This window comes from Mesorhizobium sp. B2-5-7 (assembly GCF_006440875.1).
In the GTDB taxonomy this organism is placed as follows: domain Bacteria; phylum Pseudomonadota; class Alphaproteobacteria; order Rhizobiales; family Rhizobiaceae; genus Mesorhizobium; species Mesorhizobium australicum.
The window spans coordinates 131,500-152,599 of sequence record NZ_VFUO01000006.1; the positions used below are offsets into that span (position 1 = coordinate 131,500).

At 63.6% G+C, this 21,100-nt stretch carries 18 protein-coding genes; 17 read left to right on the plus strand and 1 reads right to left on the minus strand.

What is annotated here, in order from left to right; translation table 11 throughout:
* Positions 1 to 17 precede the first annotated feature (17 nt).
* From ehuA to FJ543_RS24660, 11 genes are all read left to right on the plus strand, one after another.
* Positions 18 to 809 carry an ectoine/hydroxyectoine ABC transporter ATP-binding protein EhuA gene (gene ehuA, locus FJ543_RS24605; RefSeq protein WP_140617493.1) on the plus strand — a complete coding sequence of 264 codons (792 nt, stop codon included), beginning with the start codon at positions 18 to 20 and terminating at the stop codon, positions 807 to 809.
* Between the two features lie 91 nt (positions 810 to 900).
* Complete coding sequence (ehuB, locus tag FJ543_RS24610) at positions 901 to 1,752, plus strand: ectoine/hydroxyectoine ABC transporter substrate-binding protein EhuB (RefSeq protein WP_023782340.1); 852 nt, start codon at positions 901 to 903, stop codon at positions 1,750 to 1,752.
* 172 nt (positions 1,753 to 1,924) lie between these two features.
* A complete protein-coding gene (gene ehuC, locus FJ543_RS24615; RefSeq protein WP_015319078.1) occupies positions 1,925 to 2,584 on the plus strand; it encodes an ectoine/hydroxyectoine ABC transporter permease subunit EhuC in 660 nt (219 codons plus the stop codon).
* A 34-nt stretch (positions 2,585 to 2,618) separates the two neighbouring features.
* On the plus strand, positions 2,619 to 3,278 hold the full coding sequence (ehuD, locus tag FJ543_RS24620) for an ectoine/hydroxyectoine ABC transporter permease subunit EhuD (protein WP_015319077.1): 660 nt from the start codon (positions 2,619 to 2,621) through the stop codon (positions 3,276 to 3,278).
* A 3-nt stretch (positions 3,279 to 3,281) separates the two neighbouring features.
* Complete coding sequence (gene eutA, locus FJ543_RS24625) at positions 3,282 to 4,061, plus strand: ectoine utilization protein EutA (protein ID WP_140877894.1); 780 nt, start codon at positions 3,282 to 3,284, stop codon at positions 4,059 to 4,061.
* 5 nt (positions 4,062 to 4,066) lie between these two features.
* Positions 4,067 to 5,059, plus strand: coding sequence for a hydroxyectoine utilization dehydratase EutB (gene eutB / locus FJ543_RS24630; protein ID WP_140877896.1), 993 nt, complete (start codon positions 4,067 to 4,069; stop codon positions 5,057 to 5,059).
* Positions 5,056 to 6,048, plus strand: a complete 993-nt coding sequence (eutC, locus tag FJ543_RS24635) for an ectoine utilization protein EutC (protein WP_140877898.1) — start codon at positions 5,056 to 5,058, stop codon at positions 6,046 to 6,048. Before eutB ends, eutC begins: the two co-directional genes overlap by 4 nt.
* Before the next feature lie 132 nt (positions 6,049 to 6,180).
* Positions 6,181 to 7,359, plus strand: a complete 1,179-nt coding sequence (gene doeA / locus FJ543_RS24640) for an ectoine hydrolase DoeA (RefSeq protein WP_140877900.1) — start codon at positions 6,181 to 6,183, stop codon at positions 7,357 to 7,359.
* A 5-nt stretch (positions 7,360 to 7,364) separates the two neighbouring features.
* A complete protein-coding gene (doeB, locus tag FJ543_RS24645; protein WP_140661585.1) occupies positions 7,365 to 8,366 on the plus strand; it encodes a N(2)-acetyl-L-2,4-diaminobutanoate deacetylase DoeB in 1,002 nt (333 codons plus the stop codon).
* A gap of 319 nt (positions 8,367 to 8,685) precedes the next feature.
* Positions 8,686 to 9,474 (plus strand): DeoR/GlpR family DNA-binding transcription regulator, encoded by a 789-nt coding sequence (locus FJ543_RS24655; protein WP_140878167.1) that lies wholly within the window; start codon positions 8,686 to 8,688, stop codon positions 9,472 to 9,474.
* A gap of 82 nt (positions 9,475 to 9,556) precedes the next feature.
* Positions 9,557 to 12,034 carry an FAD-dependent oxidoreductase gene (locus tag FJ543_RS24660; protein ID WP_140877902.1) on the plus strand — a complete coding sequence of 826 codons (2,478 nt, stop codon included), beginning with the start codon at positions 9,557 to 9,559 and terminating at the stop codon, positions 12,032 to 12,034.
* Here the strand turns inward: FJ543_RS24660 and FJ543_RS24665 are convergent.
* Entirely contained in the window at positions 12,031 to 12,900 is an 870-nt protein-coding gene (locus FJ543_RS24665) for a LysR substrate-binding domain-containing protein (protein WP_140617485.1), read from the minus strand. The two genes, FJ543_RS24660 and FJ543_RS24665, sit on opposite strands and share 4 nt — an antisense overlap.
* Before the next feature lie 257 nt (positions 12,901 to 13,157).
* On the opposite strand from FJ543_RS24665, the gene FJ543_RS24670 reads away from it, so the two are divergent.
* The 6 genes from FJ543_RS24670 (at position 13,158) to FJ543_RS24695 (ending at position 21,088) form a co-directional block, all read left to right on the plus strand.
* The gene (locus tag FJ543_RS24670) at positions 13,158 to 14,357 is read left to right on the plus strand and encodes a 2-aminoethylphosphonate--pyruvate transaminase (protein WP_140877904.1); all 1,200 of its coding nucleotides are present in this window, start codon (positions 13,158 to 13,160) and stop codon (positions 14,355 to 14,357) included.
* Between the two features lie 23 nt (positions 14,358 to 14,380).
* A complete protein-coding gene (gene phnA / locus FJ543_RS24675) occupies positions 14,381 to 15,637 on the plus strand; it encodes a phosphonoacetate hydrolase (RefSeq protein ID WP_140877906.1) in 1,257 nt (418 codons plus the stop codon).
* A gap of 266 nt (positions 15,638 to 15,903) precedes the next feature.
* A complete protein-coding gene (gene phnY, locus FJ543_RS24680; RefSeq protein ID WP_140877908.1) occupies positions 15,904 to 17,361 on the plus strand; it encodes a phosphonoacetaldehyde dehydrogenase in 1,458 nt (485 codons plus the stop codon).
* A 73-nt stretch (positions 17,362 to 17,434) separates the two neighbouring features.
* A complete protein-coding gene (locus tag FJ543_RS24685) occupies positions 17,435 to 18,793 on the plus strand; it encodes an aspartate aminotransferase family protein (protein ID WP_140877910.1) in 1,359 nt (452 codons plus the stop codon).
* A 2-nt stretch (positions 18,794 to 18,795) separates the two neighbouring features.
* Positions 18,796 to 19,809: an NAD(P)-dependent oxidoreductase gene (locus FJ543_RS24690; RefSeq protein WP_140877912.1), complete on the plus strand. Its 1,014-nt coding sequence runs from the start codon at positions 18,796 to 18,798 to the stop codon at positions 19,807 to 19,809.
* Between the two features lie 250 nt (positions 19,810 to 20,059).
* On the plus strand, positions 20,060 to 21,088 hold the full coding sequence (locus FJ543_RS24695; RefSeq protein WP_140877914.1) for a 2-aminoethylphosphonate ABC transporter substrate-binding protein: 1,029 nt from the start codon (positions 20,060 to 20,062) through the stop codon (positions 21,086 to 21,088).
* The last annotated feature ends 12 nt before the right edge of the window (positions 21,089 to 21,100 follow it).

Sequence of the window (21,100 nt, forward strand, 5' to 3'; positions counted from 1 at the left end):
AGCACGGGGAAATTCATTTGTCCGCAACCGCGCCCATCATCAAGATCGACAGCATCTCGAAGAGCTTTGGCAGCTTCAAGGTTCTGGACGGCCTGTCGATGCAGGTCATGCCGCGTGAGAAGCTGGCGCTGATCGGCCCCTCCGGCTCGGGCAAGACGACGATCTTGCGCATCCTGATGACGCTGGAGCGCATCGACGGCGGTCACATCCAGATCGACGGCGAGCAACTCTACCACATGGAGCGCAACGGCCAGCTGCTGCCGGCTGACGAGCGCCACCTGGCGCGAATGCGCCAGAAGACCGGCATGGTCTTCCAGCTGTTCAACCTGTTTCCGCACAAGAGCGTCATCGACAATGTGACCCTGGCGCCGATGCTGACCAAGGGCACGCCGCGCGCCGCGGCGCAGAAGCGGGCGATGGAACTGCTCGAGATGGTCGGCATGGCCGACAAGGCGAAGGCGATGCCGGCGCAGTTGTCAGGCGGTCAGAAGCAGCGCGTGGCGATCGCCCGTGCGCTTGCTTTGCAGCCGAAGATCATGCTGTTCGATGAGGTGACGTCGGCGCTCGACCCGGAACTGGTCGAGGAGGTGCTCAACGTCTTGTGGCGGCTCTGCGCCGAGACCGACATGACCATGCTGCTGGTCACCCATGAGATGGGTTTCGCCCACGACTTCGCCGACCGGGTGCTATTCTTCGATCGCGGCAGAATAGTCGAGGAAGGCAAACCCGACGAGATTTTCCGCAATCCCAAGCAGGAGCGCACGCAAGGGTTCCTGAAGAAGATCATCGCGGCCGGACATCGTGTCTGACCGCATGCCAAAGGCGGCGATGCCGTCCCCATGGGCGGTTGAGCCGTCCTAAGATCACGCAAACCAAGACAAGAACAAGGAGTTGGGAACAATGAAGAAACTTGGCACTCTGGCCGGCGTCGCCGGTCTCGCGCTTTCGGCGGTTCTGGCCGCCTCGATCCCGGGTTCGGCCGACGACAGCAAGCTCGAACAGCTGAAGTCGCAAGGCTTCGCTCGCTTGGCCATCGCCAATGAGCCGCCCTATACGGCTGTCGCCGCCGACGGCAAGGTTTCGGGTGCCGCGCCCGACGTCGCGCGCGAGATATTCAAGCGGCTGGGCGTTGCCGATGTCGCCGCCTCGATCTCGGAATATGGCGCCATGATTCCCGGCCTGCAGGCCGGCCGCTTCGACGTCGTCACCGCCGGCCTGTTCATGAAGCCGGAGCGTTGCGCCGCGGTTGCCTATTCCGAGCCGGTTCTGTGCGACGCCGAGGCGATGCTGGTGAAGAAGGGCAATCCGAAAGGCTTCAAGAGCTACGAGGATGTCGCCAAGGACACGTCCGCCACAATCGGCGCGCCAGGCGGCGGCACCGAGGAGAAGCTTGCGCTCAACGCCGGCGTACCACGCGAACGCGTCATCGTCGTGCCGGACGGCCAGAGCGGCCTGAAGATGGTGCAGGACGGCCGCATCGACGCCTATTCGCTGCCTGTCCTTTCGATCAACGACCTGATGAAGAAGGCCGCCGATCCGAACCTCGAAGTCATCGCCCCGGTGCAAGGCGCGCCGGTCTATTGCGACGGCGCGGCCTTCAAGAAGGGCGACGAGGCGTTGCGCGATGCCTTCGACGTCGAACTCGCCAAGATGAAGAAGTCGGGTGAGTTCGCAAAGATCATCGAGCCCTACGGCTTCTCGGCGGCGGCGGCTATGTCGACCACGCGCGACAAGCTCTGCGCGGCGAAATAAGGGCGTCTTTCTTGCCTTCTCCCCGTTCACGGGGAGAAGGTGTCACGAAGTGACGGATGAGGGGCGGCGCCATATTTGGACAAGCTAGCGCTGCCCCTCATCTGCCTGCCGGCATCTTCTCCCCATAAACGGGGAGAAGGAAGCTGAAACCAACGTTGGAAACTTCAACTCAATGACCCAGTGGTCCGGCTATTTTGGCCTGATATTGCAGGGAGCGCTTGTCACCATCGAGCTGACGCTGATGGGGTCGGTGCTCGCCCTGATCATGGCCTTTCTCGCCGGCATGGGGCGCCTGTCGCGCTTCTTCGTGCTGCGGGCCCTGGCCACGGCCTATATCGAGTTCTTCCGCGGCACCTCGATCTTCGTGCAGCTGTTTTTCGCCTATTTCGTGTTGCCGCTGGTGGGCTTCGAACTGACCCCGCTGCAGGCCGGTGTGTTGGCGCTGGGCTTGAATGTGGGCGCCTATGCAGCCGAGGTGGTGCGCGGCGCCGTGCAGTCGATCGGCCGCGAACAGCATGAGGCCTGCGTCGCGCTCAATCTCGGCCGTTGGCAAGGCATGCGACACGTCATCCTGCCGCAGGCGTTTCTGGTGATGCTGCCGACCTTCGGCAACAACGCCATCGAGCTGCTCAAGGCGACATCGGTGGTCTCGCTGATCTCGCTCGCCGACCTGACGTTCCAGGCACAGGTGGTGCGCGCCCAGACCGGCAACACCATGGTGCCGTTCACCACCATCCTCATCATCTATTTCATCCTGGCGCTGCTCATCTCGTGGGGTGTGCGCTCGCTGGAACGCCGCATGGCGCGCGGCCTCGACGGAGTGCGCGTCTGATGGCCAGAGCATTCCTGATGAATTGGGTCCGCTGATGGATTGGGACTGGGACTTCGTCCGGCAGATCCTGCCGACCCTGATCCAGGGGGTGAAGATCACCATCCTGGCGACGCTGCTCGGCTCGGTGCTGGCCGCGATCGTCGGTCTGGGCATCGCGCTGGCGCGCCGCTCGCCCAACAAGGCGCTGTCGCGTACCGTCGGTTGGGTGGCTGAATTCATCCGCGGCACACCGCTCCTGGTGCAGCTCTATTTCATCTTCTACGTCTTGCCCGACATCGGCATTCTCTTGCCGCCGCTGGTCGCCGGCGTCATCGGACTTGGCCTGCACTACGGCACCTACACGGCGGAGGTCTACCGAGCCGGCATCGACAATGTGCCGCGTGGTCAGTGGGAGGCCGCCAAGGCGTGCAATCTCAGCGCGCGGCAGACCTGGTCCCACATCATCATCCCGCAGGCTATTCCGCCGATGATCCCGGCGCTGGCCAACTACTTCATCGCCATGTTCAAGGAGACGCCGCTGCTCTCGGCGATCACAGTGCTGGAGCTGATGAACCAGGCGAAAAGCGTCGCCAACACCTATTATCGCTACCTTGAGCCGATCACGCTGGTCGGCGCCTTCTTCCTCGCCATCAGCCTGATTTCGGTCGTGCTGCTGCGCTGGCTGGAACGCCGCTACGGCAAGATCGAAAGATAAAAGATGAAGCCCTTGTCCGAGATCAAGCTTGTGCCCGACCGGCCAGCGCTCGATGAGCGTCCGCTGGAGCGGCGTGTCGGGCTGATCATCCTGGCCACCGACCACACGACCGAGCCGGATTTTCGCCGCATGGTGGCGAGCGAACGGATCGGCGTCTATGTCGCGCGCATTCCCTACGCCAACCCGACGACGCCTGAGAACCTGCGCAAGATGCAGCCGGCGCTGACGGCGGGCGCTGCCTTGATCCTGCCCGACGAGCCGCTCGACGCCATCTGCTACTCCTGCACGTCGGCCTCGGTGGTGATTGGCGATGCCGAGATCGAGACGGCGATCCAGGCCGCCAAGTCAGGTATACCCGTTGTCACTCCTCCGATGGCTGGCGTGCGCGGGCTGAACGCCTTCGGGGTGCGCCGGATCAGCATCCTCACGCCCTATACCGTGGAAACCTCCAGACCGATGGCGACCTATTTCGCCGAACGTGGCTTCGAAGTCCTAAGCTTCACCTGTCTCGGCTTCGAGGACGACCGCGAGATGGCGCGCATTGCCCCGGCAGCCCTCATCAATCTCGCGCGCCGGGCGATGCATCCGCAGGCAGACGCGCTGTTCGTGTCGTGCACGGCGCTACGCGGCGCGCTGGCGGTCACTGGCATGGAACAGGCGATCGGCCGCCCGGTGGTGACCAGCAATCAGGCGACCGCCTGGAATTGTCTGCGCCTTTGCGGTGATGAGACAGCCCATCCCGAATTCGGCCGTCTGATGACGCTGCCCTTGCCGCGCGGTTGACGACCATGGCGACCGTGACCCTTGGCGATATCCGTGCCGCGCGCGAGCGAATTGCCGGCAAGATCGAGCGCACGTCGATCGTGCTTTCGGCAAGTCTCTCCGAAGGGCTGGGCGTCCCGGTTCGACTCAAGCTCGAGCACCGCCAGACCACCGGCAGCTTCAAATTGCGGGGCGCTTCGAACGCCGTCGCTTCGCTCAGCGCAGGGGAGAAGGCGCGCGGCGTCGTCGCGGCATCGACCGGCAATCATGGCCGTGCGCTTGCGCATGCGGCAAAGCTCGAGGGCATGCGTGCTGTGATCTGCATGTCTCGACTGGTACCCAGGAATAAGCTGGACGAAATCCGCCGCCTCGGCGCGGAAATCCGTATCGTCGGCAACAGCCAGGACGATGCCCAGCACGAGGTCGAGCGGCTGGTGGCGGAGGAGGGACTTTTAATGCTGCCGCCCTTCGACCATCCGGCCATCATTGCCGGTCAAGGCACGCTCGGGCTGGAGGTGATGGACCAGGTCCCGGATGCAGCTCTGGTGCTGGTGCAACTGTCCGGAGGTGGGTTGGCCTCGGGTGTAGCGGCGGCCGTCAAAAGTGTCCGTCCCGGAACAAGAGTCGTCGGCGTGTCGATGGCGCGGGGCGCCGCGATGAAGGCCAGCCTCGATGCGGGCCGCCCTGTGCTGGTCGAGGAACTGCCGACGCTGGCGGATTCGCTCGGCGGCGGCATCGGCCTCGACAACCGGCTGACCTTCGCCATGTGCCGCGACCTGCTCGACGATGTCGTCCTGCTCAGCGAGGACGAAATCGCTGCCGGCATTCGCCACGCCTATGAACAGGAACGCGAGATCGTCGAGGGAGCCGGTGCGGTAGGCATCGCGGCGCTGCTCGCCGGCAAGGTCAAGGCGGAGGGGCCGGTGGTGGTTCTGCTTTCCGGCCGCAACATCGACATGCAACTGCACAGGAAGATTGTCTGCGGGGAAATGCCATCGATTTCGGAGCGCGCCGCATGAGCAGGATGACCATCCTCACCGAAGCTGAACTGCGCGCAATCGTGACGCTCGATCTCGACGCCGTCGCCTGTGTCGAGAACGCTTTTCGTGCGCTCGCCACGCTGCCGGTGGCGATGCCGCCGATCCTGCGGCTCGATATCCCGCAGCATCGCGGCGAGGTTGACGTCAAGACCGCCTATGTGCCTGGTATCGATGGGTTCGCCATCAAGATCAGCCCCGGCTTCTTCGACAATCCCAAACTTGGCCTGCCCAGCGTCAACGGCATGATGGTGCTGCTGTCGTCGAAGACAGGGTTGGTCGAGGCCTTGCTGCTCGACAACGGCTATCTCACCGATGTTCGCACCGCTGCTGCGGGAGCCGTCGCGGCCAAGCATCTGTCGCGGCCGGACTCGTCGGTCGCCTCGATCTTCGGCGCCGGCGTGCAGGCTGGGCTGCAACTGCAAGCGCTGACGCTGGTGCGGCCGATCACGCAGGCCCGCATCTGGGCGCGCGATGCCGCCAAGGCCGAAGTGACCGCGGCCACCTTACGCGAAAGGCTCGGCATCGACGTGCGCGCCGAGACTGACGCAGCCAACGCTGTTGCCGGTGCCGACATCGTCGTCACGACCACCCCGTCGACCGAACCACTGATCAAGGCAGGGTTTGTCTCGGCCGGCCAGCACATCACCGCCATGGGTTCGGACGCCGAGCACAAGAACGAGATAGCGCCGGCGATCCTGCGCATGGCCGATCTCTATGTCGCCGATAGCGCGAAACAGACGCGGCGCCTGGGCGAATTGCACCATGCCATCGCGGCGGGCGTGGTGGCTGGAGACGCGGAGGTGACCGAGCTCGGCCAGATCATCGCCGGCGCGAGGCATGGCCGGCGCTCGGCCAGCGACATAACCATCGCCGATCTGACCGGCACGGGCGTGCAGGATACGGCGATCGCCACGCTCGCCCGCGACCGTGCGCTGGCCGCGAAAGCCGGAACGATCTTTGAAAGCTGACGCCGGCCGCAGGAGCATGATCCGGAAAATGGCAACCGGTTTCCCCAGCATCATGCTCAATCAAAAAATTCCCTGGAGCCAGATTCAACGAGTTGAAACGGGCTCCAGCCCCAACAAACGAGGACCAACAAAATGCAGCCGAACCTGAAATTCTCGCGAAGCGAATATGCGGAACGCCTCGCCAAGACGCGGAAAGCCATGGAGGCGAAAGGCGTCGATCTTTTGATCGTCAGCGATCCCTCCAACATGGCCTGGCTGACCGGCTATGACGGCTGGTCCTTCTACGTCCACCAGGCGGTCATCGTGCCGCCATCGGGCGAGCCGGTCTGGTACGGCCGTGGCCAGGACGCCAACGGCGCCAAGCGCACCGCCTACCTCGCACATGACAACATCGTCGGCTATGCCGACCACTATGTGCAGTCGACCGAACGCCACCCGATGGATTTCCTGTCGGGTGTGCTGACCGATCGCGGCTGGGGCAAGCTCACCGTCGGCGTCGAGATGGACAATTACTGGTTCTCCGCCGCCGCCTTCGCCTCGCTGCAGAAGCATATGCCCAACGCCCGCTTCGTCGATGCCACCGCGCTGGTCAACTGGCAGCGCGCGGTGAAGAGCCCAACCGAGATCGATTATATGCGCAAGGCCGCCCGTATCGTCGAGGCGATGCACCAGCGCATCGTCGACAAGATCGAAGTCGGCATGCGCAAGAACGATCTCGTCGCCGAGATCTACGATGCCGGCACGCGCGGCGTCGACGGCATTGGCGGTGACTACCCCGCGATCGTGCCGCTGCTGCCCTCGGGCGCCGACGCCTCGGCGCCGCACCTGACCTGGGACGACAAGCCGATGAAGTCGGGCGAGGGCACTTTCTTCGAGATCGCCGGCTGCTACAACAGGTACCATTGCCCGCTGTCGCGCACCGTCTTCCTCGGCAAGCCGACGCAGGAATTCCTCGATGCCGAGAAGGCAACGCTGGAAGGCATGGAAGCCGGCCTTGCCGCCGCAAAGCCGGGTAATGCCTGCGAGGACATCGCCAATGCCTTCTTCGCCGTGTTGAAGAAATACGGCATCGTCAAGGACAACCGCACCGGCTATTCGATCGGGCTTTCCTATCCGCCGGACTGGGGCGAGCGCACGATGAGCCTGCGCCCCGGCGATCGCACCGAACTCAAGCCCGGCATGACCTTCCATTTCATGACCGGCCTGTGGCTGGAGACGATGGGGCTGGAGATCACTGAATCGATCCTGATCACCGAAACCGGTGTGGAGTGCCTGGCCAACGTGCCGCGCAAGCTGGTGGTAAAGGATTGAGCCCGATGTCCAGTCTTCGCCCGTCGCCGGTCACGCCGACCGTCGATTTCGATCGTGACGGCGTCCAGCATGGTTTCCTGCGCCTGCCTTACAGCCGCGACGATTCGGCCTGGGGCTCGGTGATGATCCCGATCTGCGTCATCCGCAACGGCAAGGGGCCGGCGGCGCTGCTGACCGGCGGCAATCATGGCGACGAGTATGAAGGGCCGCTGGCGCTCTACGAACTCGCCCGCACGCTCGATCCCAGCCAGGTCAGCGGCACGGTCATCATCGTGCCGGCGATGAACTATCCTGCTTTTCGGGCCGGCACGCGCACCTCGCCGATCGACAAGGGCAACATGAACCGCAGTTTCCCCGGCCGGCCCGACGGCACGGTGACGCAGAAGATCGCCGATTATTTCCAACGCGAGCTGCTTCCCCGCGCCGACATCGTCTTCGACTTCCATTCCGGCGGCAGAACGCTGGATTTCGTGCCGTTCTGCGCCGCCCACACTTTGCCCGACAAGGCGCTGGAGCAGAAAGCCTTTGCCGCGGTGGCGGCATTCTCGGCACCATTCTCGATGCGCATGACCGAGATCGATGCGATCGGCATGTATGACACGGCGGCCGAAGAGATGGGCAAGGTCTTCGTCACCACCGAGCTCGGCGGTGGCGGCACGTCGCGAGCCGAGACGGTGCGGATCGCGCGGCGCGGCATCCTCAACGTGCTGCGTCATGAGGGTATCGTCGCCGGGGCGGCCGAGACGGGCGGAACGCAGTGGCTGGACATGCCCTCGGGCGATTGCTTCTGCTTCGCCGAGGATGACGGCATGATCGAAACCATGGTCGATCTCGGCGAACCTGTCGAGGAGGGCGCGGTGGTGGCCCGCATCCATTCCACCGGCCGCACCGGCGTCGCGCCGCAGGAAATCCGGGCCAAAATGTCGGGCATGCTGGCGGCGCGGCATTTCCCTGGCTTAGTCAAGGCCGGCGACTGCGCCGCGGTGGTCGCCGTAAAGGTCGATTGACTGATTTCTCCGCCCGGACCATGCCGGGCGGACCCACTCTTCTGCTCGAGATGTCGAATCCGGATTATCGCACCCGCTCGCGGACGGAACACCGCGATCTGCTGGCCGCCTGCCGCCGGCGCGACGGCAAGAAGGCGGTGAGCTTTCTGAGCATCTTCGCGAGGGAAGCGACACGCTGGTCAACGCGACGGATGGCGGCGGTTGTCGCGAAAATTCTAAGCCCGAAGGGCAGGGGGCCGCCCGCAAGCGTGGCGCGTGGTTGCCATCGCGCCGGTTCGCTGCCACATATTGCAACATCAATGCTCGACACGAGGATGCCATGTCTCCCGTCAGCCGCCTGCCGGCACGTGCCCTTGCCCCGCGCCGCCATGACGAGATCCTGCGGCGGCTGGGGGCCCAGGGTTCCGTTAGCGTCGCCGAACTGGCTGGGTTCTTCGACGTCTCGCGCGAAACCATCCGCCGCGATTTGAAGCTGCTTTCCGACCAGGGCAGGCTCGGCATCGTGCATGGCGGGGCCGCCCGCTTCGAACCGAGCGAACCCGCGATGAGCCAGCGCAGCCAGGAAAATGCCCAAGGCAAGGCCGCGATCGGCAGGGCGGCCGCCGGGCTGGTCAGGAATGGCATGGTGGTCTTTCTCGATTCCGGCACCACCACTTTGGCCATCGCGCATGCAATGACGGAACTGCGCGATCTGACGATCTGCACGGCCAGCCTGAAGATAGCGCTGCACCTATGCCATGTTCCCGGCATGCGCGTGCACATGCTGGGCGGCGAAGTCGACCCGGGCGAGGAGGCGGCTTCCGGCATCGACACGCTCGATGCGATGGCGCGCTTTCGCGTCGATATGGCCTTTCTGGGTGGCGGAGCGCTGTCTCCGGTCGGCGAGGTGACCGATTTCACCCGCGCCGGGGCCGAACAGCGGGGCCGGATGATTAGCCTCGCCGGCAAGGCCTATTTCGTGCTCGACAGCAGCAAATTCGGCAAGCTGACGCCGCTCAGAATTCCGAATTTCGAACGTGCCACTGGGGTAATCGTCGACACCGACCCCGAATTCGCGCTTGCCGAGGCGCTTTCGCACAGGGGGCCTGAACTCATCGTTGCAGCTTGATGTGATATTTTGTGATATTATGAGTTGATATTTGGTTTTCCCATGGTAATGTCTCGGCCATCCCTCAAATGGCGGAACGCTCATGGCACATGAATTTCCCACCCAGGCTCGAACTGTCATTGTCGGCGGCGGCATCATCGGCTGCTCGGTCGCCTATCATCTGACCAAGCTGGGCTGGAGCGATGTGGTGCTGCTTGAGCAGGGACAACTCAGCGGCGGCACCACCTGGCACGCGGCCGGTCTTGTCGGTCAGCTGCGCAGCCATTCCAACATGACCAGCCTGATCCGGTACTCCACGCAGCTCTACAGCGAACTGGAGGCCGAGACCGGCCTCGCCACCGGCTGGAAGAACTGCGGTTCGCTGTCCGTCGCGCGCACCACCGACCGCATGACGGTGTTGAAGCGCACGGCCGCGTCGGCGCGTGCCCAAGGGGTCGAGATCGACGTCATCTCGCCTCGCGAGGCAGCCGAGCTCTGGCCGGTGATGGCGACAGACGATCTGGTCGGCGCCGTCTGGCTGCCCGGAGACGGCAAGGCCAATCCCACCGATCTCACGCAATCGCTGGCCAAGGGCGCGCGCAATGGTGGCGTCAAAATCTTCGAGCGGGTGCAGGTCACCGGCATCACGGTGAAAAACGGCGTCGCCTGCGGCGTCGAGACGGACCGCGGCGACATCGCCGCCGAGATCGTCGTCAACTGCGCCGGCCAATGGGCCCGCAAGGTCGGGCTGATGTGCGGCGTCTCGGTGCCGCTGCATTCGGCCGAGCACATGTACATCGTCACCGGCCGGATCGAGGGTGTGCATCCGGACCTGCCTGTCATGCGCGACCCCGATGGCTTCATCTACTTCAAGGAGGAGGTCGGCGGTCTGGTGATGGGTGGCTTCGAGCCGCACGCCAAGCCGTGGGGCATGAACGGCATTCCCGAAAATTTCGAATTCGCGCTGCTGCCCGACGACTGGGACCAGTTCGAGATCCTGATGGAAAACGCGCTGGTGCGCGTGCCGCAGCTGGCGCAGGCCGAAGTCAAGAAATTCTACAACGGACCCGAAAGCTTCACGCCGGACAACAATTTCCTCCTCGGCGAGGCGCCGGAGTTGAAGAATTTCTATGTCGGCGCCGGCTTCAATTCGATGGGCATTGCCAGTGCCGGTGGCGCCGGCAAGGCACTGGCCGAATGGATCGTCAACGGCGCGCCGACCATGGATTTGTGGCCGGTCGACATCAGGCGCTTCGCCGCTTTCAACAACAATCCGCGCTGGCTGCATGACCGCGTCAAGGAGACGCTCGGCCTGCATTACGCCATGCCGTGGCCGAACCGCGAATTGGATACCGCGCGGCCGTTCCGCCGCTCGCCGCTCTATGATCGGCTCGCCGCCAAGGGCGCCTGCTTCGGTTCCAAGATGGGCTGGGAGCGTGCCAACTGGTTCGCGGCGCCGGGAGAGAAAGCCGGGAACGACTATGCCTTCGGTCGCCAGAACTGGCACGAGGCCGTGCGGCGCGAGATGAAGGCGACGCGCGAAGCCGTCGCCATCTTCGACCAGACCTCCTTCGCCAAGCTTCTTGTCCAGGGCCGCGATGCCTGTGCCGTGTTGAACCGCATCTGCGCCGGCGACATCAATGTGCCGGTCGGCACGTCGGTCTACACCGGCGTGCTCAATGCGCGCGGCGGTTACGAAAGCGATCTCACCGTGATGCGGCTTGGCGCGGAAAGATTCCTCATCGTTACCGGCTCCGCCCAGGCGGTCCACGATGCCGACTGGATCGTCAAGAACATTCCGGCCCATGCCCACGCCGTCCTGACCGACGTTACCTCTGCTTACGCGGTGCTGGCGTTGATGGGGCCGCGTTCGCGCGATCTCCTCTGCAAACTGTCGTCGGCCGATCTTTCCAACGCCGGCTTCCCCTTCGCCAGCATTCGCGAAATCGATATTGGCTACGCCACTGCCTATGCCAACCGCATGACCTATGTCGGCGAACTCGGCTGGGAACTGATCGTGCCGGCCGAATTCGCCGTCGGCGTCTACGAGGCGTTGCATGAGGGCGGCCGCGAATTCGGTTTGGCCGACGCCGGCTACTACGCGCTCGATGCCTTGCGCATTGAAAAGGGTTTTCGGGCCTGGGGTCGGGAACTGACGCCTGATATCAATCCCTGGCAGGCGGGGCTTGGCTTTGCCGTTGCCATGGACAAACCGGGTGGGTTCATCGGCCATGACGCGCTTGTTGAGGCAAAGTCGTCGTCGGGACCGGCAAAGCGTATCGTGCTCCTTACGCTCGACGACACCGAGCCGATGCTGTGGGGCGGTGAGTTGGTCCTGCGCGACGGCAGGCCGGTCGGCGAGGTCCGCTCGGCCGCCTACGGCCATACGCTTGGCCGGTCAGTGGCGCTCGGCTTGATCGAAAACGAAACCGGCGTGGATGCTGTGTTCCTGAGCGGCGGCCATTTCGAGATCGATCTAGCCGGCGTACGCCATGCGGCTACCGTGCATCTGCGCAGCCCCTACGATCCGAAATCGGAGCGGGTGAAAGCCGATGTGGTGGAGGTTCGTGCCGCGGCTTAATCCGTCGACATAGAGCGCGCCATGTCGAGAAAGGCGCGCACCAGTTTGCCGCCGCTGCGCTCGCGCAGGCAGATCAGCGCCTCGTCCATCAAGGTCTCGGGCGCGTCGATGGTGATTGGGACGAGCCGCGAATCCTGGCCGAATTCGGCCGCCGAGACAAAGCCGATACCGGCGCCCGAGGCGACGATTTCGCGCACGGCTTCGCGGCCTTCTGCCTCGATCACAGGCCTCAACTCCACCTTAGAAGCCGCTGCCAGGTCTTCGAGCTTCTGGCGCGTCTTCGAGCCGCGCTCGCGCATGACCAGGGATTCCTGTGCGAGCTGCTTGAGCGTCAGCGATTTCTTCCCCGACAGCGGATGGTCGATCGAGGTGAAGGCGATGATTGGCGTCGAGTTCAGTTTCAGCACTTCGAAGTCGCGTCCGGCGGGCACCTCGCCCAGCACGCCGATATCGGCATCGTAGCTGTAGAGGCTGCTGATCACCGTCTCGGTGTTTCCGGCACGCACCGAGACCTGCACTCCGGGATAGCGGGCGCGGAAGCTGCCGAGAATGTGAAGCAGATGATGCGCGGCATCGGCGACGATGCGCAGCGTGCCGGAGCGCAGGGCGCGCGACTCGGTCAGAAGCTCAAGCGCTTGCTGCTCGGTGTCGAACATGCGGTGGGTTATTTCGAGCAGTTTCTGGCCGGAATGGGTCAGCGTGACCTGCTTCTTGTTACGGTTGAACAGCAGGACATCGTACTCTTCCTCGAGCTTGCGCACCTGGTCCGATATCGCCGGCTGGGTCAGGAACAGCGCTTCGGCCGCCCGCGAAAAGCCGCCGGAGATCGCCACCTGATGAAAGGCCCGTAACTGAACATAGCGCATCTTCTTCGCTCTCGCCTCTCTGGTTGCCAGCAGCCTATCATAAGCCCTGCTATGCAAAAGCCGGAAACAAACGATTCGCTTTATGCTTTGGCCTGCCGGGTTTCACGAAGCTGTCACGAGCGCCATGCAGCTTGTGCTCCATGCATCAGGTCATAAGTGAAATCGATATGTCGATACAAAATAACGATTTTACAAATATGTGACCTCAGCCAACAATGGCGCGACATCAAAAAAGCAGCGACCTGTCGGAGGACATCATGCTCGCCGAAACGAAATTTGCCGCGGAGCCGCTGGCCAGGCCGGCGCTGGGCGAGCCCTATCTGTTGACCCCCGGGCCGCTTACCACGGCCTATTCGGTCAAGCAGGCGATGCTGCGCGACTGGGGATCATGGGACGGCGACTTCCGCGCCATGACGTCAGACATGCGCCGCCGCCTGCTGGCGCTGACCGGTGACACCAATGGCGAGTTCGACTGCGTGCCGATGCAGGGCTCAGGCTCGTTCTGTGTCGAGGCGATGCTGGGCTCGTTCGTGCCCAGGGATGGCAAGGTTCTGGTGCTGGCCAACGGTGCCTACGGCCTTCGTGCCGCACAGACCATGCAGTATCTCGGCCGGGCCTATACGCTGATCGACAAGGGCGATTACCTGCCGCCGCGCGGCGACGAGGTGGCGGCAGCGCTCGAAGCCGACCACGCCATCACCCACGTCATCGCCATTCATTGCGAGACCAGCTCCGGCATTTTGAACCCGGTTGCCGAGATCGCCGAGGCCGTCCATGCCAAGGGCCGCAAGCTGCTGGTCGATTCCATGAGCGCGTTCGGCGCCGTCGCGCTCGAGGTCAACGAGATCCGCTATGAGGCGATGGTCTCGTCGGCCAACAAATGCATCGAGGGCGTGCCCGGCTTCGGCTTCATCATCGCCCGCAAGAGCGAACTGGAGGCAGCCAAGGGGCGCAGCCATTCCCTGTCGCTCGACGTCCACGCGCAGTGGGCGCATATGAACAAGACCGGCCAGTGGCGCTACACGCCTCCGACGCATGTCGTCGCCGCTTTCCTGGAGGCGCTGCGCCAGCATGAGGCCGAAGGCGGCGTTGCCGGCCGTGGTGCCCGCTACACCAGGAACCGGGACGTCATGGTGTCGGGCATGCGCGAACTCGGCTTCGAAACATTGCTCAAGGACCGCTGGCTGTCGCCAATCATCGTCACCTTCTTCAACCCTGCCCACGCCAACTTCGCCTTCGATCGCTTCTACGAACTGATGAAGGACAAGGGCTTTATCATCTACCCCGGCAAGCTGACGGTCGTGGACTCCTTCCGTGTCGGCTGCATCGGCCAAATGGACGAACATGTCATGCGCCGCGTCGTCGAGGCGGCGGCACAGTCGCTTGATGAAATGGGCGTCGACACCGCCGCTCCACCCGCCGCGGCAATCGCCGAGCGCGCCAAACTCGCCGCCTGAGCGGCCGATTTCGAGGATACCAGATGAACCAGATGTCTCCCATCAACGTCGCGGTCAACGGCCGCACCTACGCCTGGCCGCGCGTGCCGGCAATCGCCATCTGCCTCGACGGCTGCGAGCCGGCCTATCTCGATGAAGCGATCAAGGCCGGGCTGATGCCGGCCCTGGTCAGGATCAAGGAGAAGGGCACGGTGCGTTTCGCACACTCAGTTATTCCGAGCTTCACTAATCCCAACAATTTGTCGATCGCCACCGGTCGCCCGCCCTCGGTGCACGGCATTTGCGGCAACTATCTCTACGAGCGCGAGACCGGCAAGGAAGTGATGATGAACGACCCGCGCTTCCTGCGCGTGCCGACCATTTTTCAGGCCTTCTATGATGCGGGCGCCAAGGTTGCCGTGGTGACCGCCAAAGACAAGCTGCGTGCGCTGCTCGGCAAGGGTCTGTCTTTCGACGAAGGGCGCGCGCTGTGCTTTTCGGCGGAGAAGTCCGATACGACCACGGTTGGCGAGCACGGCATCGACAATGCCTCGAAGCATTTCGGCCTGCCTGTGCCGGAAGTCTATTCGGCCGAACTGTCGGAATTCGTCTTCGCCGCCGGCGTCCAGTTGCTCAGGGAATTCCGCCCCGACATCATGTACCTGACGACGACGGACTATGTGCAGCACAAATACGCACCGGGCGTGCCGCAGGCCAACGCCTTCTACGAGATGTTCGACAAGTACCTGACCGAACTCGATGCGCTGGGCGCCGCGATCGTCGTCACTGCCGACCATGGCATGAAGCCCAAGCACAAGGCCGACGGTGCGCCCGACGTCGTCTACGTCCAGGACCTGCTTGACGAATGGCTGGGCAAGGATGCCGCCCGCGTCATCCTGCCGATCACCGACCCCTATGTCGTGCACCATGGCGCGCTGGGCTCTTTCGCCACCGCCTATTTGCCTGATGGCGCCGACCAGGCGGGCATCATGGCGCGGCTGGCCAAGGTTGACGGCATCATGCTGGTCGTCGATAGCCGGACGGCCTGCGAGCGCTTCGAACTGCCGGCCGACCGCATCGGCGACATCGTGCTGGTCTCGACCGAGAACAAGACGATCGGCACATCGGAACATCGCCATGATCTGGCGGCGCTGAACGAGCCGCTGCGCTCGCATGGCGGGCTGACCGAGCAGGAAGTGCCGTTCATCGTCAACCGCATGCTGCCGGATCTGCCTGATGAGCCGGCGCTGAGGAACTTCGACGCCTTCTACTACGCCACGCTTGCCGCGGCGCTCGCGTGACGGATGGGTCGGGTGCCGGTAGGTGTCGCCTCCATGATGGCGCTGGTCGACCCCCACTCCGTCGAGCTTCGCTCGACACCTCTCCCCCGATCGACGGGGGAGAGGAAATCAGGCGAGGTCGGCGCCACCACGCTTTTAGGCTAAGCCGCCGCTAGCCCTGGCGGCCTTCCTCTCCCCCGTCGATCGGGGGAGAGGTGGCCCGAAGGGCCGGAGTGGGGGTCGACCCCTCGCCGCGACGTACCCAAGAATCTGCTGGAGCAGAGCACATGACCCAACTTGACCCCGCCATCAAAGTTCGCCACGAGCCGATGCGCATCGCCGGCAGGAAGATCGATGCCGATGGTGTCGTGGAGGTGCGTTACCCCTGGAACGACACCGTCATCGGCACCGTCCCCGCCGGCCGCGCCGAACACGCCCGCCAGGCGTTCGAGATCGCTGCAGGCTACAAGTCGAAGCTGACGCGCTACGAGCGCCAGCAGATCCTGTTCCGCACGGCGGAAGCTCTGGCGTCGCGCCGGGAAGAGATATCCGATCTGATCACGCTCGAGCTCGGTATCTCCAAGGCCGACTCGCTCTACGAAGTCGGCCGCGCCTATGACGTGTTCACGCTGTCGGCGCAGATGTGCATCCAGGACGATGGCCAGATATTCTCCTGCGACCTCACCCCGCACGGCAAGGCGCGCAAGATCTTCACCACGCGCGAGCCGCTGAAGGCTATCTCGGCGATCACTCCATTCAACCATCCGCTCAACATGGTCTCGCACAAGGTGGCGCCGGCCATCGCCACCAACAATTGCGTGGTGGTGAAGCCGACCGAACTGACGCCGATGACGGCGTTGATGCTGGCCGACATTCTCTACGAGGCCGGCCTGCCGCCGGAAATGCTTTCGGTGGTAACCGGCTGGCCGGTCGACATCGGCAACGAGATGATCACCAACGAGAATATCGACTTGATCACCTTCACCGGCGGCGTGCCCGTCGGCAAGATGATCGCCCGCACCGCCGGTTACAGGCGCCAGGTGCTGGAACTCGGCGGCAACGATCCGCTGATCATCCTCAACGATCTCTCCGATGACGATCTGGCCAAGGCCGCCGACCTCGCCGTGGCGGGCGCGACCAAAAACTCCGGCCAGCGCTGCACGGCGGTCAAGCGCATCCTCGTCCAGGAAAGCGTCGCCGACCGCTTCGTGCCGCTGGTGCTGGAGCGGGCGAAGAAGATCCGCTTCGGCGACCCGATGGCCCGCTCGACCGATCTCGGCACCGTCGTGCATGAGAAGGCGGCGGCATTGTTCGAAGCGCGCGTCCACATGGCGGCCGAGCAGGGGGCTGAGATCCTCTACAACCCGGGTCGTCAGGGTGCGCTGCTGCCGCCAATCGTCGTCGACCGCGTGCCGCACACATCCGAACTGGTGATGGAAGAAACGTTCGGGCCGATCATCCCGATCGTGCGCGCGCCAGATAACGATGAAGCATTGATCGCGTTGTCCAACTCGACCGCCTTCGGCCTGTCGTCGGGCGTCTGCACCAACTCGTTTCCCCGCATGCAGAAATACATCGCCGGCCTGCAGGTCGGCACGGTGAACATCTGGGAAGTGCCGGGCTACCGCATCGAGATGTCGCCCTTCGGCGGCATCAAGGACAGCGGCAATGGCTACAAGGAAGGCGTCATCGAGGCGATGAAGAGCTACACCAATGTGAAGACATTTTCACTGCCTTGGTCCTGACCGGGTCACATAAGCTGGCAGAACAAACAGAGGGAGCGTCCCACGCTCCCTCATTCGCATTTCGGAGACAATGATGGCCGCGATATCAGAGCTTGTGCATACCGAAGGCGATTCCAACACGACGGCGGCGCGCGGCCGCTGGGATACCGGCCAGAACGATCCCCGCATTCGCGGCCTGCTCGATCGCGATGCCGCCGCGTTCATGCACCAGAGCCTGTCCAGCCCCTGTCTTTCGACGATCGCTAGGGCGGAAGGCATCTGGATCGAGGACACCGCCGGCCGCCGCTTCATGGATTTCCACGGCAACAGCGTGCATCACCTCGGCTACGGCCACCCGAGATTGGTGGCGGCGATCAAGAAGCAGCTCGACGACCTCTGCTTCGCGCCGCGCCGTTTCACCTGCGAGCCCGCCGTCGAACTGGCCGAAAAACTGGCCGCGCTGGCTCCCGGCGATCTCGGCAAGGTGTTGTTCACCACCGGCGGCTCCGATGCCATCGAGGTCGCGCTGAAGATCGCGCGGGCGGCCACCGGCCGTTTCAAGACGGTGTCGTTCTGGGACGCTTTCCATGGCGCCGGCTTCGGCGCTGCCAGCGTCGGCGGCGAGGCGACGTTCCGTTCGCATATATCAGGCCCGATGATGACCGGCACCGAGCATGTCGCGCCCTGGGATGGCTATCGTTGCCCCTATGGCCACGATAGCCTCGAGGCATCGGGGCTCGCTTGCGCCAACATGATCGCCTATGTGCTCGGCCGCGAGCAGGACGTGGCGGCGGTCGTTGCCGAGCCGATGCGCGCGACGCCCAATCCGCCGCCAGCCGGCTTCTGGAAGCGGGTGCGCGAGGCCTGCGACATGCACGGCACGCTGCTGATCTTCGACGAGATCCCGACCGGCCTCGGCAAGACCGGAAAATTTTTCGCCCATGAGCATGACGGCGTAACGCCCGACATCGTTGTCCTCGGCAAATCACTCGGCGGCGGCATCCTGCCGATCGCCGCCGTCATCGCGCGCCGCGACCTCGACGTCACTGGCGGCTTTGCCATCGGTCACTACACCCATGAGAAAAACCCGGTCACGACGCGTGCGGCGCTGACGACCATCGACATCATCCTGGAGGAGGGGCTGGTCGAGCGTTCGGCTGAGCTTGGCGGCCATATGCTTGCACGTATGCAGGACCTGATGGCGCGCTCGCCCCATGTCGGCGACGTCAGGGGCAGGGGGCTGATGGTCGGCGTCGAACTCGTCGAGGACCGTGCTTCACGCCAGCCGGCGCGGGACCTCGCCGAACGTGTCTTCTACGCTTGCCTGGAACAAGGCCTGAGCTTCAAGGTCAGCCACGGCAACGTGCTGACGCTCTCGCCGCCGTTGGTTATTTCCAAGACCGATCTCGACCGCGCGCTCGACATTGTCGAGGACGCCGTGATGGCCGCCTGATCATGAAGGCCGTCCGCACCGACCGCGAACTCGAATGCCCTGAAATTGATGCCGGCTTGCGGGCGAAGGGCGTCGACCTGGTGACGCTGCCGGATGGCATTCCCGAAGCCGATCTCGCCAACGCGGTCGCCGACGCGGATCTCCTGCTCATGTGCTACACGCCGATCACGGCGCGGGTGATCGATGCCGCTCCCAGGCTGAAGGGTATCGTCAAATACGGCGTCGGCATCGATGCCATCGATATTCCCGCAGCGATGCGGCGCGGCATTCCCGTGGTCAACGTGCCCGACTATGCCGAGGAAACCGTCGCCGAAGGCGCCTTCGCGCTGATGATTGCGCTCGCCAAGCGGCTGCCGGGGATCACCCAGGCAATGACGCGAGACGGCTGGATCTGGCCCGAACAGCGCTGGCTGGGACGCGATATATCAGGCGCCACGCTTGGGCTGGTCGGCTGCGGCAAGATTGGCCGCAGCATGGCGCGCATGGCCGGCCGGGGATTTCGCGCGCGCGTCGTTGGTTTTGATCCCGGTGTCGATGCCGCGACGATGCGCGCCGCCGGCATCGAGAAGGCCGACGACCTGCACGCCATGTTGCGTGCCTGTGATTTCGTTTCGTTGCATTGCGTGCTGAACGACCAGACACGCGGCCTGATCGGCAAGCATGAGCTCGCCTGCCTGAAACCGTCGGCCATCATCGTCAATGTCTCGCGCGGCGCGCTGATCGATGAGGCGGCGCTCGTCGAGGCGATCGTTGCCGGTCGCATCGGTGGTGCCGGGCTCGATGTCTATTCGGTCGAGCCGCTGGCGAGGTCAGGCCATCCGATGAGCGCATTGTTCGGTCGCGACAATGTGATCCTGTTTCCGCATCTTACCTTCTTCACCTACGAGGCGATGCGCCGGCTGGAAGACGACACGCTCGCGCGCTGTTTCGAAATTCTCGAAGGCCGGCCAGTGACCATCCGCTCGCATGATCCGCGATTGCGGGCGCAGACCGCAGGCATTGTGTTCGGCCGATAACCTATATTTTCAAACCGATAGCCGCCATCGGCGCAGCATATTTGTATTCACGACATCGATGCGACAGTTCCATGACAAATATCAGAGAAAGTTTGGCTATCATAAAATAAATAGATTTTACTTATCGATGCCCAATCCCCAGAGTTGTCACAACGAAGACATCCAACCGGCTCAACGTCCGCCAGAGACCCAAAGGCCGGTTGGTCCTAGTGCATCGCAGAATGTGCCTTCAATCAAAGGGGAACTGGTTATGAAATCAAGGAACGCAACCATGGTCGCGGCCTTCGCCGCATTGCTCGCATCGGCGGCTCTCATTGGGCCGGCACTCGCCGACGGCGTCGTCACCGTCTACTCCGCCGATGGGCTGCATGACGGCAATGGCAGCTGGTACGAGACCGAATTCGCAGCCTTCACCAAGGCCACCGGCATCACCGTTCAGTATATCGAGGCAGGCTCGGGCGGCGTCGTCGAGCGCGTCGCCAAGGAAAAGTCGAACCCGCAGGCCGACGTGCTGGTGACCTTGCCGCCCTTCATCCAGCGCGCCGCCGCGGACGGTCTGCTGCAGGATTACAAACCCGAAGCCGCATCCCAGATCGACGGCGGCACCGACAAGTACCGGCCGCTGGTCAACAACTTCATGAATTTCATCTACAACAGCGCCGTGCTGTCGGAAGCACCGAAGAGCTATAACGATCTGCTCGATCCGAAGTTCAAGGGCAAGATCCAGTACTCGACCCCCGGCCAGGCTGGCGACGGCACGGCCGTCATGCTGCAGATCATCCATGCCTTTGGCGGCGAGGATGCCGGCTTCGAGTTCATGAAGAAGCTGCAGGACAACAATGTCGGCCCGTCCGCCTCGACCGGCAAGCTGACCGCGCTGGTCAACAAGGGCGAGCTGCATGTGGCCAATGGCGACCTGCAGATGAACATGTCGCAGATGGCAGACAATCCCAACATCAAGGTGTTCTGGCCCGCTGGCCCCGATGGCACCCGCTCCACCTTTGCGCTGCCCTATGAAATCGGCCTGGTCACCGGTGCGCCAAATAGCGACAACGGCAAGAAGCTGATCGACTTCCTGCTGTCCAAGGAGGCACAGTCGACTGTAAGTTCCGTTGCCCTCGGCATGCCGGCCCGCAAGGACGTGACGCCGTCCGACGCCAATTTCGCCAAGCTGCAGGAGGCGATGAAAGGCCTGACCATCTGGTCGCCGAACTGGGACGAGGCGCTGAGCAAGCTTCCCGACTACGTCAAGAAGTGGAACGAAGCGACCGGAAGTTGATCCGCACGGGAA

Coding starts and splice junctions, on each gene's coding strand:
- FJ543_RS24670 (WP_140877904.1), top strand. CDS start 13,158: ATGCTCGCCGAAACGAAATTTGCCGCGGAGCCGCTGGCCAGGCCGGCG.
- FJ543_RS24660 (WP_140877902.1), top strand. CDS start 9,557: ATGGCACATGAATTTCCCACCCAGGCTCGAACTGTCATTGTCGGCGGC.
- phnY (WP_140877908.1), top strand. CDS start 15,904: ATGACCCAACTTGACCCCGCCATCAAAGTTCGCCACGAGCCGATGCGC.
- FJ543_RS24685 (WP_140877910.1), top strand. CDS start 17,435: ATGGCCGCGATATCAGAGCTTGTGCATACCGAAGGCGATTCCAACACG.
- ehuB (WP_023782340.1), top strand. CDS start 901: ATGAAGAAACTTGGCACTCTGGCCGGCGTCGCCGGTCTCGCGCTTTCG.
- phnA (WP_140877906.1), top strand. CDS start 14,381: ATGAACCAGATGTCTCCCATCAACGTCGCGGTCAACGGCCGCACCTAC.
- FJ543_RS24665 (WP_140617485.1), bottom strand. CDS start 12,900: ATGCGCTATGTTCAGTTACGGGCCTTTCATCAGGTGGCGATCTCCGGC.
- ehuC (WP_015319078.1), top strand. CDS start 1,925: ATGACCCAGTGGTCCGGCTATTTTGGCCTGATATTGCAGGGAGCGCTT.
- eutC (WP_140877898.1), top strand. CDS start 5,056: ATGAGCAGGATGACCATCCTCACCGAAGCTGAACTGCGCGCAATCGTG.
- FJ543_RS24695 (WP_140877914.1), top strand. CDS start 20,060: ATGAAATCAAGGAACGCAACCATGGTCGCGGCCTTCGCCGCATTGCTC.
- eutA (WP_140877894.1), top strand. CDS start 3,282: ATGAAGCCCTTGTCCGAGATCAAGCTTGTGCCCGACCGGCCAGCGCTC.
- FJ543_RS24690 (WP_140877912.1), top strand. CDS start 18,796: ATGAAGGCCGTCCGCACCGACCGCGAACTCGAATGCCCTGAAATTGAT.
- eutB (WP_140877896.1), top strand. CDS start 4,067: ATGGCGACCGTGACCCTTGGCGATATCCGTGCCGCGCGCGAGCGAATT.
- doeA (WP_140877900.1), top strand. CDS start 6,181: ATGCAGCCGAACCTGAAATTCTCGCGAAGCGAATATGCGGAACGCCTC.
- ehuD (WP_015319077.1), top strand. CDS start 2,619: ATGGATTGGGACTGGGACTTCGTCCGGCAGATCCTGCCGACCCTGATC.
- doeB (WP_140661585.1), top strand. CDS start 7,365: ATGTCCAGTCTTCGCCCGTCGCCGGTCACGCCGACCGTCGATTTCGAT.
- FJ543_RS24655 (WP_140878167.1), top strand. CDS start 8,686: ATGTCTCCCGTCAGCCGCCTGCCGGCACGTGCCCTTGCCCCGCGCCGC.